General features: G+C 74.7%; 12 protein-coding genes. 6 read left to right on the top strand and 6 right to left on the bottom strand.

Annotated elements, in window-relative coordinates:
* Positions 1-345: 345 nt before the first annotated feature.
* Positions 346-1,278 (top strand): class A beta-lactamase, encoded by a 933-nt coding sequence (bla, locus tag ACFRU2_RS24955; protein WP_382975755.1) that lies wholly within the window; start codon positions 346-348, stop codon positions 1,276-1,278.
* A 51-nt stretch (positions 1,279-1,329) separates the two neighbouring features.
* Here bla and ACFRU2_RS24950 read toward each other — a convergent pair whose 3' ends face one another.
* A complete protein-coding gene (locus ACFRU2_RS24950) occupies positions 1,330-2,235 on the bottom strand; it encodes a D-hexose-6-phosphate mutarotase (protein ID WP_382975753.1) in 906 nt (301 codons plus the stop codon).
* Positions 2,236-2,369: 134 nt separating this feature from the next.
* Between ACFRU2_RS24950 and ACFRU2_RS24945 the strand changes: the two genes are divergently transcribed.
* Both ACFRU2_RS24945 and ACFRU2_RS24940 read left to right on the top strand, forming a co-directional pair.
* Positions 2,370-6,125 carry a hypothetical protein gene (locus tag ACFRU2_RS24945; protein WP_382975751.1) on the top strand — a complete coding sequence of 1,252 codons (3,756 nt, stop codon included), beginning with the start codon at positions 2,370-2,372 and terminating at the stop codon, positions 6,123-6,125.
* Positions 6,126-6,269: 144 nt separating this feature from the next.
* A complete protein-coding gene (locus tag ACFRU2_RS24940) occupies positions 6,270-7,199 on the top strand; it encodes a hypothetical protein (RefSeq protein WP_382975750.1) in 930 nt (309 codons plus the stop codon).
* Positions 7,200-7,218: 19 nt separating this feature from the next.
* Here the strand turns inward: ACFRU2_RS24940 and ACFRU2_RS24935 are convergent, their stop codons facing one another.
* Positions 7,219-7,518, bottom strand: a complete 300-nt coding sequence (locus ACFRU2_RS24935; RefSeq protein ID WP_382975747.1) for a hypothetical protein — start codon at positions 7,516-7,518, stop codon at positions 7,219-7,221.
* A gap of 71 nt (positions 7,519-7,589) precedes the next feature.
* Between ACFRU2_RS24935 and ACFRU2_RS24930 the strand changes: the two genes are divergently transcribed.
* From ACFRU2_RS24930 to ACFRU2_RS24920, 3 genes are all read left to right on the top strand, one after another.
* Positions 7,590-8,276 carry a DUF4230 domain-containing protein gene (locus ACFRU2_RS24930; RefSeq protein ID WP_382975745.1) on the top strand — a complete coding sequence of 229 codons (687 nt, stop codon included), beginning with the start codon at positions 7,590-7,592 and terminating at the stop codon, positions 8,274-8,276.
* A 158-nt stretch (positions 8,277-8,434) separates the two neighbouring features.
* Complete coding sequence (locus ACFRU2_RS24925; RefSeq protein WP_382975743.1) at positions 8,435-9,715, top strand: 2-isopropylmalate synthase; 1,281 nt, start codon at positions 8,435-8,437, stop codon at positions 9,713-9,715.
* A gap of 13 nt (positions 9,716-9,728) precedes the next feature.
* Positions 9,729-10,394 (top strand): hypothetical protein, encoded by a 666-nt coding sequence (locus tag ACFRU2_RS24920; RefSeq protein WP_382975742.1) that lies wholly within the window; start codon positions 9,729-9,731, stop codon positions 10,392-10,394.
* 6 nt (positions 10,395-10,400) lie between these two features.
* Here the strand turns inward: ACFRU2_RS24920 and ACFRU2_RS24915 are convergent, their stop codons facing one another.
* From ACFRU2_RS24915 to ACFRU2_RS24900, 4 genes are all read right to left on the bottom strand, one after another.
* On the bottom strand, positions 10,401-11,486 hold the full coding sequence (locus tag ACFRU2_RS24915; protein ID WP_382975740.1) for a WD40/YVTN/BNR-like repeat-containing protein: 1,086 nt from the start codon (positions 11,484-11,486) through the stop codon (positions 10,401-10,403).
* Between the two features lie 107 nt (positions 11,487-11,593).
* Positions 11,594-12,292: a beta-glucanase gene (locus tag ACFRU2_RS24910; protein ID WP_382975738.1), complete on the bottom strand. Its 699-nt coding sequence runs from the start codon at positions 12,290-12,292 to the stop codon at positions 11,594-11,596.
* An 88-nt stretch (positions 12,293-12,380) separates the two neighbouring features.
* Positions 12,381-14,012: a bifunctional 3-(3-hydroxy-phenyl)propionate/3-hydroxycinnamic acid hydroxylase gene (locus tag ACFRU2_RS24905; protein WP_382975736.1), complete on the bottom strand. Its 1,632-nt coding sequence runs from the start codon at positions 14,010-14,012 to the stop codon at positions 12,381-12,383.
* Positions 14,009-15,166 (bottom strand): VOC family protein, encoded by a 1,158-nt coding sequence (locus ACFRU2_RS24900; RefSeq protein WP_382975735.1) that lies wholly within the window; start codon positions 15,164-15,166, stop codon positions 14,009-14,011. The genes ACFRU2_RS24905 and ACFRU2_RS24900 overlap by 4 nt, the downstream gene beginning before the upstream one ends.
* Positions 15,167-15,177: the final 11 nt, after the last annotated feature.

The following is a 15,177-nucleotide window of genomic DNA, read 5'->3' as shown; positions in this document are numbered from 1 at the left end:
TGCGACTCATCCAGTTCTACGGGGGTAGAGCCCGCCTGGCAACGACCCCTCTTACTAGTGCTCCTCGCAGCCGGGGCGCAACGACCCCCCAGAGGACAGGTGGGTATCGGTGCAGGTGGGAGCTGGTGTGAGGGGGTGGGTAAGGGCCGTCTAAGGACCACTATCCCGCTTCGTATGTGACCAAGGTCCTGTGGGGCGGGTCACCGCCGAGAGCCCCGAAACTCGCCCTCCGTGGTGGGTCATATCCCTTTCGGGGGAAGGTTTGGGGGCATTTATGACCCCCGGATCGAAGGCCACAGGCCCAGCGAGGGTTGAGATCTTGCCCCGGAGAGGAAGAGGACACCTGTGAACACAACAGGGAAGACCTCGTCCCGGCGCACCGCGCTCGCCCTGGGAGCCGGAGCGGCACTGGCCGCCTGGCTGCCGGCGGGCGGGAGCGCCTTCGCCGCGTCCGCGCCCCCCGGCGGCAGCGGCACGGTCGCGCACCGGCTGGCGGCACTGGAACGGGAGCATTCCGCCCGCCTGGGCGTCTACGCCCATGACACCGCCACCGGTCGCACGGTCCGGTACCGGGCGCAGGAGCGCTTCCCCCTCTGTTCGGTCTTCAAGACCCTCGCCGTGGCCGCCGTCCTGCGCGACCTCGACCGGGACGGGGAGTTCCTGGCCAAGCGCGTCCGCTACACCGCGCAGGAGGCCACCGCCTCCGGGCACGCCCCGATCACCGGCCGGGCGGAGAACCTCGCCCGCGGGATGACCATCGCGGAGCTGAGCGATGCCGCGATCCGCTTCAGCGACAACGCCGCCGCCAACCTGCTCCTGCGCGAGCTGGGCGGCCCGGCCGCCGTCACGCGGTTCGCCCGCTCGACCGGGGACGGGGTGACCCGCCTGGATCGGTGGGAACCGGACCTGAACACCGCCGAACCCCTGCGGGTGACCGACACCACCACCCCGTACGCGATCGGGCGGACCTACGAGCGCCTCGTCCTCGGCACCGCGCTCGAGGCGGCGGACCGGCGGCGGCTCACGGACTGGCTGCTGGGCAACACCACGGGCGGCGAGCGGCTGAGGGCCGGTCTGCCGGGGAACTGGACCGTGGCGGACAAGACCGGCGCGGGCGCGTACGGCACCAACAACGACGTGGCCGTCGCCTGGCCCCCCGGCCGGCCTCCCCTCGTCATCGCCGTCCTGACGACCAAGCCCCGATCCGACGCCGCGCCCGACAACCCCCTCATCGCACGGACCGCCGCACTCCTGGCCACGGCGCTGACCGGGAAGTGATCCGCACCTGAGCCGACGCCCGAGCCGCTCGCGGTCGGGTCTCCCCGGCCCTCAGAGCTCCGTCATGCGGAGCTCGACGGCCAGCCGGCCCGGCCGCCCCTCCTCCGCCACCAGCGGCCGCCCCACCCGGGCGGTCTCCGCGCACAGGAAGTGCCGGTGTTCCTGCGGCGCGAGGTCCGCCATTCCCCGCGCGAGTTCGGCGCCCGGGTTCCAGACCACCACGTCACTGTGGTCGTGGTGGGCGAGGGCGACGATCCTTCCGAGCACCTCGTCGCGCACCGTGGTGACGGGCGCCGGCGCCGTCTGGAACCGCTCGACGTGGTCGACGGGGGTGAGCGTGCCGTCTTCGGCCTCGTAGCGGCGCCGGGTGAGCCCGTCGGTGTGCTCGGGGCCGAGGCCCGCGAGATGTGCCCGTCCCAGGTCGCCGATCCGTACGTAGGTGTGGAGCGCGGCCGTGGCGGTGTGGTCGCCCCGGTCCTCGATCTCGATGAGGCAGCTGTCGGTCAGGGTGTACCGCGCCACGAGGACGAACTCCTCGGGCCACAGTGCGCGGGTCGCCTCCGAAGGCCGCAGCGTGCATTCCACGACGACCCGGTCCGCGTCCTCCTCCCACGCCGTCAGCTCCCAGTCGGTGGTCCGCGCGAACCCGTGCGAGGGCGAACCGGCGGGACCGGACGGGCCGAACCACGGCCAGCACAGCGGGATTCCGCCGCGCACGGCCGTTCCGCGCCGCCACAGGTCGGGGTCGGCCGACCACAGCACGCCGGGATCGTCGGGACGGGCGCCCGACGGGCGCCAGCTGACGAGCTGTCCGCCCTGGATGCTCAGACACGCCTGTCCGGCGCGCGGGTGGTCCACGACGAGGACGGGGAAGTCCGCGTACCTGCGGCGGGTGAGGGCCGGGGAGAGCTGCTCCTCGACGGGCAGGGTCCGGAACTTCTCGAAGATCTGATCCATGCCCCGACCTTGCTGCACGGCATCGAGCGGGTCAAATCATCATGGTTGGGGAGAGTTGTCCCCTTCGTGGTGCTTGCGGCCGGTGTCCTTCAATTGCCTCGCTCCTCATCCACCCCCTGTTGCACGATGGCCGCATGAGCACCTCCCCGCAGCCCCCGCACCATTCCGCCCGGCCCGGTCGGGAGGCCGCGGTCCGGCTCCTCGCCTCGCTCGCTCCGCTCGCTCACCGCGAGCGGATCCGCGCTGCCGTCGCCCAAGTGCGTGCGCTGGCCCCGGCCGAGGTGCCCGGCCTGCTCGCGGAACTCGCCGACCCCGACCGGCACGTGCCGGACACCCGGGCCACGGCCCTGATCTGCGCACGCGCCGTCCCCTCCGACCCGGCCCACGGTGAGCGGCTCGCGGACCTGCTCGTCGCCGGGCTCACCGACCCGCACGGGGCCGTACGCGCCCAGGCGCTGGCCGCGCTGCGCACCGGCCGCATCCGTCCGACCGCCGAGGTCCTGGTGACCGACCGGGTCACGGCTGCGGCCCGGGAACAGCTCGTCGCCACCCTCCACCGCATCCCGGGCTCGCTCCCCGATGCCCTGATCGACTCCGTCCGCGCGACCTGGGGCGACCGGGAGGCGGCCCGGCTGCTGCCCTCCTGCTCCCCCGCGACGGTGCGGCGTCTGCTGCCGGAGCTCCGGCACGCCCTGCACTCCTGGCTGCCGTTGGCGCGTCGGGTGCCCGAGGTCGTGTACGAGACCGTCGTACGGGAGGCCGAAGCGCAGGCACCGCCCGCCCGCGAGCTCTGGTGGCTGCTGGCGGCCCGCGACCCGCTGGCCGCGCTGGCGCAGGTCGACCCGGGCGCGACCCTGGACCTGTTCGAGCGGGTCGGCCCCGAGCGGCTCCCGGCCGGGCTGGTCCCGCACCTGCCCGCGTTCGTCGCCCACCGGCCCCGGCTCGCGGCGCGGTTGTGGGGGCAGGGCCGTCTCGTCCTCGCGGCGAGGACCCTGTCCGGCAACGGCGCGCGCCGGTTCGCCGCGGCCGTCCCCGAGGACGAACTCGTCGCGGCGGTGCGTGCGGCGGCGGTCCCCGCGCCCGTGCTCGCGGTGCTCCTGCCCGCGCTCCCGCCCGGTCGGCGCCGAGCGGTGCTGGACGCGGTCCGGGCCGAAGGGGGCTCCGCACCCGCCGCCTCCGCAGGCTCCGAGACGGCGGTGCTCCCGGCCGAGCTGATGCGCGTACTGCCCGCCCGGGACGCCGCACCCTTCGCTCTCCACGCCCTCGAGCGGGCGCGGACGCGGGGCGCCGAGCCGGTCGAGCTGCTGGCGCTGCGGGCCCTCCTTCCGTACGCGGACGAGGCCGAGGCGCTCCGGGTCGACACCCGGCGCGCGGACTCCGACGGGCGCGCGGCCGCCTGGCGGGCCCTGGTGCACGCCGCCGCGCGGGCCCGGCGCCCGGAGGTGACCACCGAAGTACTGACGGAACTGGCCCGGCTGCGCTCGGAGCAGGACCCGGTGCGCCAGACCGCCTTGGGCGCTCTGAGCGCCCTGCCCACACGGACCTTCACTGCGGCCGCGGTGCCGGCGCTGGAGCGGCTCTCCTCGGACGCGCTCGCCGCGCGGGACCTCTCGTACGGCACGCTCGCCTCCCTCACCCAGCTCGCGGGCCGCCTGCTGCACACGACCGCGGACGGGACGCACTCCGCAGCGGAGGCCTCCGGAACGGATGGCGGCGAGCTGTCGGCGCTCGCCGCGTGGGCGGTCCGAACGCTGGTCCGCGCCGACGGCCCCGACACGCCCGGTGGCGGGTTCGGCAGGTTCGTGACGCAGGCCCTGCGTACGGAGCCGCCGGCCGACGCGGCCCGGGCGCTGCTCGACGCCGTGCGTCCCGTGGTGACGGAGTCCCTCGACGCGGGCGATCCCGTCCCCGCGCTCTCCCTCGCCGAGTCCCTTGCGTCGGACCCGCGTTGGGAGCAGGCCGAGCCCTGGCTGGCGGAGGTCGTGGAGCGGATCGCGCTGACCGGCGCGCGCGGGCCGGCGGAACGCGCCTGTGTGCTGTGGCTGGCCTCGGCGGGTCCGCGTGCCGAGCGCATCCGCACCCTGCTCGCCGCGGATCCGTCCGCCGTCGTGCTGCCCCGTGTGATGGAGCTCGTGGCGCGGCAGGCCGACGACTTGTTGCCGGCATTCGCCTCCGCGCCCCTGGACTCGCCGCCCCTCGGCCGCTTCCATGACCCGGAGCGGATCGTGGGCCGGCCCCTGCGGCAGGTCCTGCCCCCGGTACGGGGGTACGCGCACCGGTGGACCGGTGCGACGTGCGCAGCCGTGGCCGACTGGCTCGCGGCCGGGCTGCGGGCCCGGGCGCATCCGGAGCGGTCCCCCGGTGACGCACTCCTGCGGGAGCTCGCGGCGGTGCCGGGCGGCGGCGGGCTGGCGGCGGTGCGGGAGGCCGCGGAATCGGAACACGTACCGACGGCCGAGGCGGCCCTCGCCGCGCTGCCCGGCGCCGACCGGCCCGGCCTGGTCCTGCCCGACCTGCTCGCGCGGGCCGACGGCGACCGGGCGCGGGTCGCCGTGTACGGGATCGGACGGGTCTGCGCGCACGTGCCGCCGGCGGAACTCGCGGAGCGGTTCCGGCCCGTGCTGGAGCGGGCCACGGGCACGAAGGTGACGAGCCGCAAGGAGATCGTCCGGCTGGCGGCGGACCGGCTGCCGGCGGCGCTGGCGGGCGAGTTGCTGGTGGCGGCCTTCTCGGCGCCGGGACAGCACCGGGACGTCCGGGCGGCGGCGGTGACACGGGCGGCGCAGCTCGTGACGCTGGGGCCGGTGGAGGCGTGTCTTCGTACGACGGCGCGGGAGGGTTCGAGGGCGGAGCGGGAGGCGCTGCTGCGCGTGGCCCCGCTCGCTCTGCCGGCGGCGGCGCGGGAGCCGTACGGGAAGCTCGTGGCCGAGGTGTGCCACCGGTTCCTCACGGAGGAGCCCGCGCGCGGCGCGTCCCCCGAGGGCGCGGGCCGGGCCCCTGACGGGGCGCCCGAGGAGGCGCCGGACGCGCGGACGGTCGCCGAGGCCTGCCGGGTGCTGCGGCGTTGGACCCTCGCGGTGCCGTCCGCCGTGGACGCGGGCCTGCTGCCGCGTCTGGCGGTCGAGCCCAGGAGCCACGAGGTCGTGTGGCGGGCCGCGGTGGAGGCGGTCGTGGACGCGGCACGGGTCGACCCGGACACGTACGGTCCGACGTTGGAAGCGGTCACGGCGGCGCTGCTGAGCCGGTACGTACGGGAGGCCGGGGCGGACGCCCGGGCGCGGGGGCGCGGCGCGCCGGCCGAACCGGCGGAACGGGACCCGCGCAACGCCCTGCACCGGATCGCGGTGCTGGCGGGGTCCCTCGAACGAACGGCCGGACAGGGCCTGCCCGAGGCCTGCCGGCCCGTCTGGCAGCGCGCGATCGCACTGATCTCGGAGCAGGACGCGAGCCTGCGGTGGGCGGTCAAGGCCCGGACGGCGCTGTGGGACCCGGCCGCGCCGTCGGCCGAGCGGGCCCGGGAGCTACGGGCGCAGGCCCGGGCGGTACGCGACCGGCCGCTGCTCGCGGCCCGTACGGCGGTGGCGATGGCCCGCCGCTCGCCCCGGGTCTCCCCGGACGAGCTGGCGCAGGCGCGCGACGCGGCGCTGGCGATCGGGGCGTCGGGGCCCCGGTGGTTCACGCGGCGCCGGAACGGCACGCACCCGCTCCGGGACGGGCTGTTCGCCGGCCTGTACGCGGTGGCCCTGACGGAGGACCACGCGAGCCGGGCGGCATCGACGGGCGGCGAACTCGGCCCGGCCCTCGGGGTGCTGCGAGACCTGCGGGCCCACCCCGACCCGGAGGTCCGCGACGCGGTGGACGAGGCCCTCACGACGTGGGAGCGCGGCTGAGGGGCTGCGCCGTGTGCCGCAGGCCGTTCGTTGCCGCCCGTCTCCCCCACGACGGAGCGGGAACGGGGGCCGGGGCCAAGGGCCCTGCCCGGGGGGACCATCGGCGGCTCGGGGGTGGGGTTCCCCCTGGCTAGGGTCGTAGGCATGACCACTCAGCGCATCCTCGACCTCGACCGCGACGCGCTCTCCGCCCTGCGCGGCCGCGATCTGACCCGGGCGGTGGCCGCCGCCGAGGGCCGGACCATGGTGGCCGAGGTCTTCGCCGAGCGCGCCGCGCTCTCCCCGCACCCCGACGGGCGCGGCGTGCACAACGCCGAACTGGTGGCGGCCTTCGGCGCCGACATCGTCATCCTCAACCTCATCGAGCGGGCCTGGGACGGGGAGCGGCTCGTCATGCCCGGACTCGGGACCTTCACGTCCTTCACCGATCTCGCCCGACTGATCGGTCGCCCCGTGGGCGTGAACCTGGAGCCCGGCGACGTCCCGGAGATCCGCCGCGCCACCTCCGAGCACGCCCGGCGCCTCATCGACATGGGCGCCGCCCTGCTGTGCATCACCGCGAACCCCGGAACGGGCGGCACCTACGACGGCATGGCGCGGGTCACCGAGGAACTGCGCAAGGGGCTCGGTGACGACGCCGCCCTGTGGTCGGGCAAGATGCACCACGCGGGCTGCCCCGAACGCGTCACCCCCGCACGCCTGACCGCCCTCGTCGACGCCGGCGCGGACGGCGTGGTCGCCCCGCTGCCGGGCACGCTGCCCGGCATGACCCGCGAGCTGGCCGCGACGGCCGTCGCCGCGGTCCAGGACGCGGGCGCGATCGTGATGGGCGCCATCGGCACCAGCCAGGAGGGCTCGCACGCGAACGTGGTGCCGCAGCTCGCCCTCAACGCCAAGGAAGCCGGCTTCGACGCCCACCACTTCGGCGACTCCTACCTCCCCGGCATGTGCGATCCCGAGGTCATGTACGCCTACTCGGTGGCCGTCCGCGGCCGCCGCCACACCTGGAACCGGATGTCCTTCGCCCCCGGCCGCTCCGCCCACGCCGAGGCCGCGCCGGGCGGCACCTGGTAGCCCTGGCCACCCCTCGCCGTCACAGCCCGGGGATCAGGACCAGCCGGAGGTGGTCGACGCCGTCGAAGTCCTCTGCCCGCACGAGGACGCCCGAGGCGTCGGACCGGTCGGATCCGTCGAACCGAAGGGTGAAGCACGGGTCCGCGACGATGAGTTGCCCGAGGGTCTCGCGGGCGACGAGGTGGAGAGGCGGCGAGATCACGGCCTCCCACCCACCCGCGCCGGTGGTGGTGGCCGTCACTTCGACCGGGATGCCCACCAGGCAGGTGGACGCGTTGGCCCACCACTCCAGCCGCGCCGTCCCCTCGCAACGATCCATCCCCCGAGCGTAGACGCGGGCCGCCGCCGGCTCCGGGGAGTGGGGCCGCGCGCGTGGGGCATCCGCAGGACATGGACAACGCATCGCACGACGCGGAGCGCGAACCCGCACCGCGAAGAGAGCCGCGGCGGCTGCCGTGGTGGGGACGGGCCGTCGGTGGGCTGGCAGTGCTCGCGGCGGTCCTGGTCCTGGCCGGCCGTTTCAGTCTTCTGCCCGACTTCGGCGACCTGTTCCGCGAGGACACCGTGGACCGCTCGGGGCCGGTCCTGCTCAAGTCGATCCAGGACATGCACCGTTACGAGGGAGCCGCCGGCAACTTCCAGGTCGTGGTGGACCTGGAGAAGGACGCAGCCTTCCTGCCGGACTCCGTCCGGGGAACGCGGACCCTCTACGTCGGAGCGGGCTCCGTGAGCGGTTACGTGGACCTGGGCGGGCTCGGCGAGCAGGCCGTCACCGTGAACGAGGAGCGCACCGAGGTCTCGCTCCGCCTGCCCCACGCCGTCCTCGGCACGGCGGCGCTGGATCTGGACCGTTCCTACGCCGTGTCCAAGCAGCGGGGCCTGCTGGACCGGCTGGGCGACCTGTTCACCGACAACCCGGCCGGCGAACAGGCCGTACAGCGCCTGGCCGTTCAGCACATCACGGAAGCGGCTCGCGACAGCGGGCTCGTGGAGCGCACCGAGAAGAACACCACGACGATGCTGGAGGGCCTGCTCCACTCCCTGGGCTTCCAGGAGGTCACCGTCGGCTACGCGTGACGCTGTCGGACGCATCTCGATTTCGATCACGGACTCGAACATCCGTGTATGACGAAACCGGGGATGCCCCGCCCCGTACGATTCCCCCCAGTGGATCTCCACAACGCTCGGGGGCGCGCAAGTGCCGCGCCGGGAATGGAGCTTGACCGTTGTTGGACGTGAACGTGCATCCGGACGTGGACGTGGACGTGGTGCGGGAGTCGGCACGGGCCGGGCGGGTCGTGCTCTTCGAGGAGTCGGCACGGGACGGCGCGCAGGCGAAGACCTTGATGAGCGCCGGCTTCCGCGTGCGGCTCGCCCGCGAGCAGGGGGCGGTGTTCGGGGCCGACGGTCCCCGGCACGTGGTCTTCGCCGCGGGGTTCCCCTCCGTGTGCGGTCAGGAATACGAGGCGACCCGGCAAGTGGCGCTGGAAGCCCAGGAGTCGGTGAGTCCGTCCGCGATCTGCCGGGGCACGGTGGAGGACGTGCGGCTGGCGCTGAGCGCGGTTCGCGGTGCGGCGCACGGGCGGATCATGGTGATCGTGGCCGCCTCGGAGGCCACGGCCCGCGCCCTGGTGCACAGTGACGCCCGCACGGCCCTGGACCGGGGCCTGGACGTGGTCAAGGAGGCCGTGGACCGTGCCGAGGGTACGGCGGTGGACGTGTGCCTGGTGGACGCGCCGCGCGCGGACCACGCCCTGGTGGCCGAGTACGCGGGCCGGATGACGGCGCAGGGTGCGGCCACGATCGTGCTGGCCGACACGGTCGGCGACCTGCTGCCCGGCCAGACCCGGGACCTCTTCCGGCGGGTCGCCGCCGACGCCGGTCGGGACACGGTCCTGGTCTCGCACCTCCACAACGACCTCGGCCTCGGCCTGGCCAACACCCTGGCCGCCCTCGAGAGCGGTGCGCGGGTCGCGGCCTGTTCCTGGCTGGGCATGGCCGAGCGCAGCGGAATGGTCGCCACCGAGCAGCTGCTCTTCCTCCTCGCGCACGACCGGGCCAAGGCCGTGTACGTCCTTGGGCCCGACTGCGAGCCGTGGTGGACGCAGCCGGACCTGACGCGGCTGCCGGGCATCGCCCGGATGGTGTCCGCGGAGACCGGAGTACCGCTCACGGTCACCACTCCGATCGTGGGCAGCGGGGTCGCCACGATCTCCACCGGAACCCCCTTCACCCACCCGCGCACCTTCCAGCCCTACGACCCCGAGCACCACCTGGGCCTCGCCCCGACCGTGGTGCTGACCCACCTCGCCAGCCGGCGCGTGCTGCGCGCGGTCGCCGAGCGCCTGGGCCACCACCTGGATCCGGACCAGACGGGCGAGGCCCTGGCCTGGGTCAAGGACCGCGCCTACCGCCTGAACCGGGCCCAGGTCCCCGACGCGGACTTCACCGCGTACCTCGAAGCCCTCACCACCGCCACGCCCACTCCCGCACCCGCACCCGCACCCGCACCCTGATCGGACTCCCCCCATGTCGGACACCCGCCTTCCGGACACCGGCGCCGCCGCCGACGCCTTGCGGGCCGGAGGGGCCGTCATCCTGCCCAACCCCAGCCCGCTCACCTACGTCGTCACCGCCACCACCCCCGGGGCCGTCAACGACGCGAAGGGCCGCCCGACCGGCCAGGAAGTCGCCCTCTGGGTCCACGACGACGCCGTCTGGCGCGACCTCGGCACGGAACTGGCCCTGACACCGGCCGCGCTCCGCACCGCGTTCGCGCTGCTGCGCGACGAACAGGTCACGCTCCTGGTGCCCGTACGCCCAGACGCGCGGCCGTCGCCCTGGACCGGACCCGCCCTCCGCGACGGCCACCTCCTGCTGTTCGGTGCACACTGGCGGCCGCTGTCCGCCCTGCTGACGGGCTTTCCGCACCTCTACGTCAGCAGCGCGAACCGGACCGGTCAGCTCCCGGCGGACACCGCGGCCCGGGCCACGGCGATGTTCGGGCCCGGCATCCCGGTCGTCGACGCCGACGCACTGCGCCGCCCCGGCATCCCTCACGCGGCCACCACCATGCTGCGCATCGGCTCCGGCGGAGAGCTGGCGCACGTCCGGCGGGGAGCCCAGGACCAGGCACACGGCCCCGAACCCGAGGTCTATCTGGCACGGCTGCGGGCGGCGCACGGCGGCAGGTGAGGCCGGTCAGCCCCGGCGCGCCCCTTCCAGGCGCCCGACCCGGCCCTTCTCCCCCGACGCCCAGCAGGCACCGTCCGCCGTGCAGTCGACCGTGTCGAAGGAACCCGGGTCGAACGCCCGCCAGGTGCGGCCGCCGTCCCCGGTCACGTCCGTGCCCGTCGGGCCCACCGCCAGGGCCGCGCCGGCCCCGTACGGGAACCAGGCCGCGCCCGAACGGTAGGCCGGCGGCGGGGCCGATGCCGGGCGCCAGCTCCGGCCCGCGTCCGAGGACACGGCCGCGGCCTGCGGGGAGGCCTGCCCGGTGCGGTAGTCGCCGCCGACCGCCAGGCCCCTCGTACGGTCCCTGAAGGCGAGGGCGAAGACTCCGCGCGCCGGGTCACCCGCGGGGAGGGTGGACTCGGAGGCCTGCCAGGTGAGGCCGCGGTCCGCGGAGTGCAGCACCCGCGCGACCGGGCCCCCGCCGGTGGCCAGCCAGACGTCGCGCGGTCCGGCGGACACCAGGCACTGGCCGCTCGCCGCGAAGCCCGCCTCGCCCGGCAGCGCGTCCGGCATCCCCGCATTCGGCAGCACCCGCCAGCTACGGCCACCGTCGTCCGTGGAAAGGATGCGGAACTTGCCGTCGACCGGGTCGCTCATCGCGAGCCCGTGGCGGGAGTCGAAGAAGGTGAGGCAGTCGTAGAAGGCCCGCGGGTCGGGATTCCGGAAGGTCTCCGTCCACGTGGCGCCGCCGTCCTCGGTGCGCAGCACCCTGGAGGCCTCGCCCTCGCCGATGGACAGGGCCACGGCGCGCCGCCCGTCGAAGGCCTCGATGTCCCGCAGCTCCAGCCCCTCCGCGACGGCCGCGGGCGGTGAGACGTCGCGCCAGCTGCGACCGCCGTCCGAGGTGCGCAGGACGGTCCCCTTCGAGCCGGCCACCCAGGCCGTGGACCGGCTCACCGCCGCCAGTCCCCGGAAGCGGGCGTCCTTGCCGGTCTCCTTCAGTGCCCAGCGCGCACTCCGGAGGTCCCGCGACCCGTCTGCGGCCTGCGCCGGGGCGGCCACCACCCCCAGCAGCAGAGCCGCCGCGCACATGCCAACTCCCAGAAGTCTCATGGCGCCGGAAGCTAACGCACCCCGGATTCGGCGTCCAGGGCGTGTCCCGGCCACCGCCTTCCCCTCGGATCCGGCCGCCGCCGCTGCGTCGCCGCCGCGTCGCCGCTCTAGAGCAGCCCCCGGAGCGTCCGGTACACCCGCAACTGCGCGACCTCGTAGGACAGCTCCGTGACCCCGGACTCCGGCGCCGGGTGGTACCGGCCCGCGCAGACCGAGAGGTTGACGATGAGGTAGGCGGACCAGCGGCGGCCCACTCCCCTGCCGTCGCTGAAGACCCGGTCGCCGTTGACCCACCAGACGACCGAGCTCTTCCCGAACTCGACCTTCACGTCGATCCACGCTCCGGGCCGGACCGCCGGGTCGCGGTGGTAGCGGTGGGCCTCCCGGACGTGGTTGGAGAGTTCGAGGAGGTCCGGGTTGTCGGGGTGGTACTCGAAGACGTCGATCTCCTGGCCGCCGTCGCGCCAGGTCCAGATGGCGGGCCAGGCGCCGAGCTGTTCCGGCAGCTTCACCCGGGCCTCCAGCACGTCTCCGGTGCGCACTTGGAAGCCCTCGTCACTGCCCTCGGTGGTGAGCAGCCCGCAGTCCCAGTCGCCGTCGGAGCGCGGTGTCGCCCGGAAGACCCCGCCGCGGCTGTAGGCGGGATCGTCGGTGAGGTGGTCCAGCTTGTTGTCGCCCGGGTTGACGGGGCCGCCGTCGGGATAGGCCCAGGAACGGCCGGCGATCCACTGGGTGGGCGAGGCGAAGTCGGCGGTGAAGGCGGGAGTTCGGCGTGGGCGGGGCAGGAGCCGCAACCGTTCGATCATGTCCGAGAGCATGCGGGTTATCTGCCCGCCAGGAGTCCCCGCACACCTGGATCATCACGCACTGCGATCGGTTGAACACTTTACGTTTCTACGCGACGGGGCCGGGCGGTGCCAGTACCCGGGCCCAGGCGTGCGCCGACTCCACGAGCGACTCCCCTTCTCCGTGCTGAGCGGCGAGCACCACACGGTCCGGGCGGAGCAGGACCGCGCCTCCCCGGAGCCAGTTGCCGAGCACGCCCGTGGTGTCGATCGCGTACGAGGCGTTCTCGTCGCCCGGACATGCTGCGCCGGGCGGGAGCACGGTGAGGATCCGGGCGGGCACGGCACGTGCGAGACGGTCCTCGCCGGGGGTGAGGGGGCGACAGGTGAGGAGCGCGAAGCCGTCGCCGAGCAGGTCGTCCAGGCGTGCGGGGCGTCCGTCGGGTGTACGGATCGGGGGCTGGGGCGCGAGTTCGCCCGGGCGCGGGCTCCGCGTGGGGACGGGGGTTCGCCCGGCGAGGGTTCCTCCGCGCAGGGCGGGGCTGAGGGTGGCCGGCACGGCGCGGGCCGGGATCCGGGCACGGCGGCCGATGGCGAGACCTGCCCGGCGTGCGATCCGGGCGGCGGGGTGACCGCTGGTCATGGCCCCGCCGATGAGGACCGCGGTGCGGACCAGGTGGACCGCGTGCGGGCGGCGTTCGCTCTCGTAGGTGTCGAGGAGGGCTTCGGAGCTGTGCCCGTCGAGCACCCGTGCGAGTTTCCAGGCTAGATTGTGGGCGTCGCGCAGGCCGGCGCCGAGGCCTTGGCCGATGAAGGGCGGAGTGAGGTGGGCGGCGTCGCCGAGGAGGAAGACGCGGTCGTGGCGCCAGCGGTCGGCGACCTGTGCGCGGAAGGTGTAGCGGGCCGTGCGGACCACATCGAGATGGTCCTCGGGGATCGGCCCGGTCCACGGCGCGAGGAGCCGCAGGGTGCGGGCACGGTCCGCGATGGCCGCTTCGGCTTCCTGGTCGGTGAGGCGGAACTCCCAGCGGTAGCGGTCCTCGCCGATGCGCATGTAGGAGGCGGGGCGCGCGGGGTCGCACACCTGGTGTACGCCGTCCCAGGCGGGGAGGGGGACGGGACACCGGACGTCGACCACGAACCAGTGCTGGGGCGTGCCGAGGACCTGCGGCCGGGAGCCGATGGCCCGGCGGGTCAGGCTCGTGGCGCCGTCGCATCCGAGGACGGCGGCCGCGTGCACGGTGCGTTCGGCCCCGGTGGCGAGGTCTTTGACGTGCAGGGCCGCGGGCCTGCCGGTACCGGAGGGCGGCAGGGCCAGGCCGAGGACCTCGGTGTTCCCGTGCAGGCGTATCAAGGGGTGCTGTTCGAGCAGATCGCGGAGGGTGTGTTCGAGTTCGGGCTGGTCGAACATGTTGGCCTGGGGGTACCCGTGGGCTCCCGTGGGGGCATCGCGCAGGAATCGGGCCAGGACGCGGTGCCGGGAGTCCACGAGCTGCATGCCGAGGGCCGGTCGGCTGCGGGCGGCGAAGGGCTCGGCCGCTCCGACGGCCTGGAGGATCCGTACGACCTCGTCGTCCATGTGGACGGCGCGGGGCAGGGGGTAGGGGGCCGTGTGTCGTTCGAACACCTCGCAGGGCACGCCGTATCGCGCCAGCAGGAGGGCTGCCACCAGCCCCACGGGGCCCGCTCCGATGACGGCGACCGGGTCTGCCGCACGGCGTTCGCCGGGGAGGCGGGTCATGAGTTCATGGCTTTCATCAGGGCGGTCAGCCGGGCCGGGTCGAGCTCGTTGTCCTGGCGCAAGGCGGTGAGCACCGTGCGCAGCAGGGCGGGCGAGGGGGTGGCTCCGAGGAAGTCCCGGGTGGCGGGCGGTCCCCACTGGGCGAGTCCGGAGGCGGACATGGCGGCCCAGCCGGGTTCGAGGGTGTGGTCGAAGAGGTCGCCGTCGGTGAAGTGCTCGACGAGGAAACGGTCGGGATCGCGCCAGTAGTCGAAGATCTGGCTGCCCTGGACGTGGCGGCCGATGCCCCAGGAGCGGCGGTAGCCGCGTTGGGCGAGGTAGGTGCCGCCGGCCGCGAGGGCGTCCAGGTCGGCGACCTGGTAGGCGGAGTGGACGTAGCCCGTGTCGGGGCCCAGGTGCAGGGCGAGGGTGTGGTGGTCCGCCGGCAGGCTGCCGCGGTCGCACCGGAGGAAGGCCATGGTGGGGCCGCGCTCGCGCTGTCCGTCGAGGTGGAGGAAGTCGCTGACGATGAGGCCGAGGTGGTGCAGGTACCAGTCCAGGGCGCGCCGGAAGACGGGGGTGGAGAGCACGAGGTGGCCGAGGCGTTCGACGCGGGCCGGCTCCAGGGGCGGTCGCTGGGTCGCGTTGATCCGTACGCGGCTTCCGCCCGAGTTGAGCGGCAGCGGTTGCTGGGCGGGCAGGGTCGGGTGGTCGGTGACGCCGTGGACGACCCGGACGGGGATGCCGGAGGGGTCCAGGAGGTCCACCGCGCGACCGCCTCCGTACTCGTGCAGCGCGTGCACGCGGCGGCCCGTGGCTTCGGCGAGGCGGTCGAGGTCGGAGCGGTCGGCGGCGAGGAAGGCAGGGCCCAGGAAACGGGAGGCCGGGCCCTTGCGGATGACGAGGCAGTGCGGTCCGGGCAGGGTGGCGCGCAGGTAGAGGGCTTGGGGGGTCCGGGCGGCGACGGCGAACCCGAAGTCCCGGGCGAAGGTTTCCGCCCGCTCCAGGTCGGGCTTGACGAACTCCAGCCAGGCCAGGTCGACGGCCTTGATGACGGGTTGCGGGTCCCGTCCGGGGTGTTCGTCGCGGCGGGCTCCGTCCTGGCTGTGCAGGCCTCGGTGGGGATCCGGCGGGGTGGGGGTGGGAGCAGGGCCGGGGGTGGGCGTGGTGGTCATGGGTGGCTCCA

This window comes from Streptomyces sp. NPDC056883 (genome assembly GCF_042788835.1).
In the GTDB taxonomy this organism is placed as follows: Bacteria; Actinomycetota; Actinomycetes; order Streptomycetales; family Streptomycetaceae; genus Streptomyces; species Streptomyces stoeckheimensis.
Note: the sequence above shows the minus strand (reverse complement) of the source record. Positions and strands in the feature narration are given on the sequence as shown.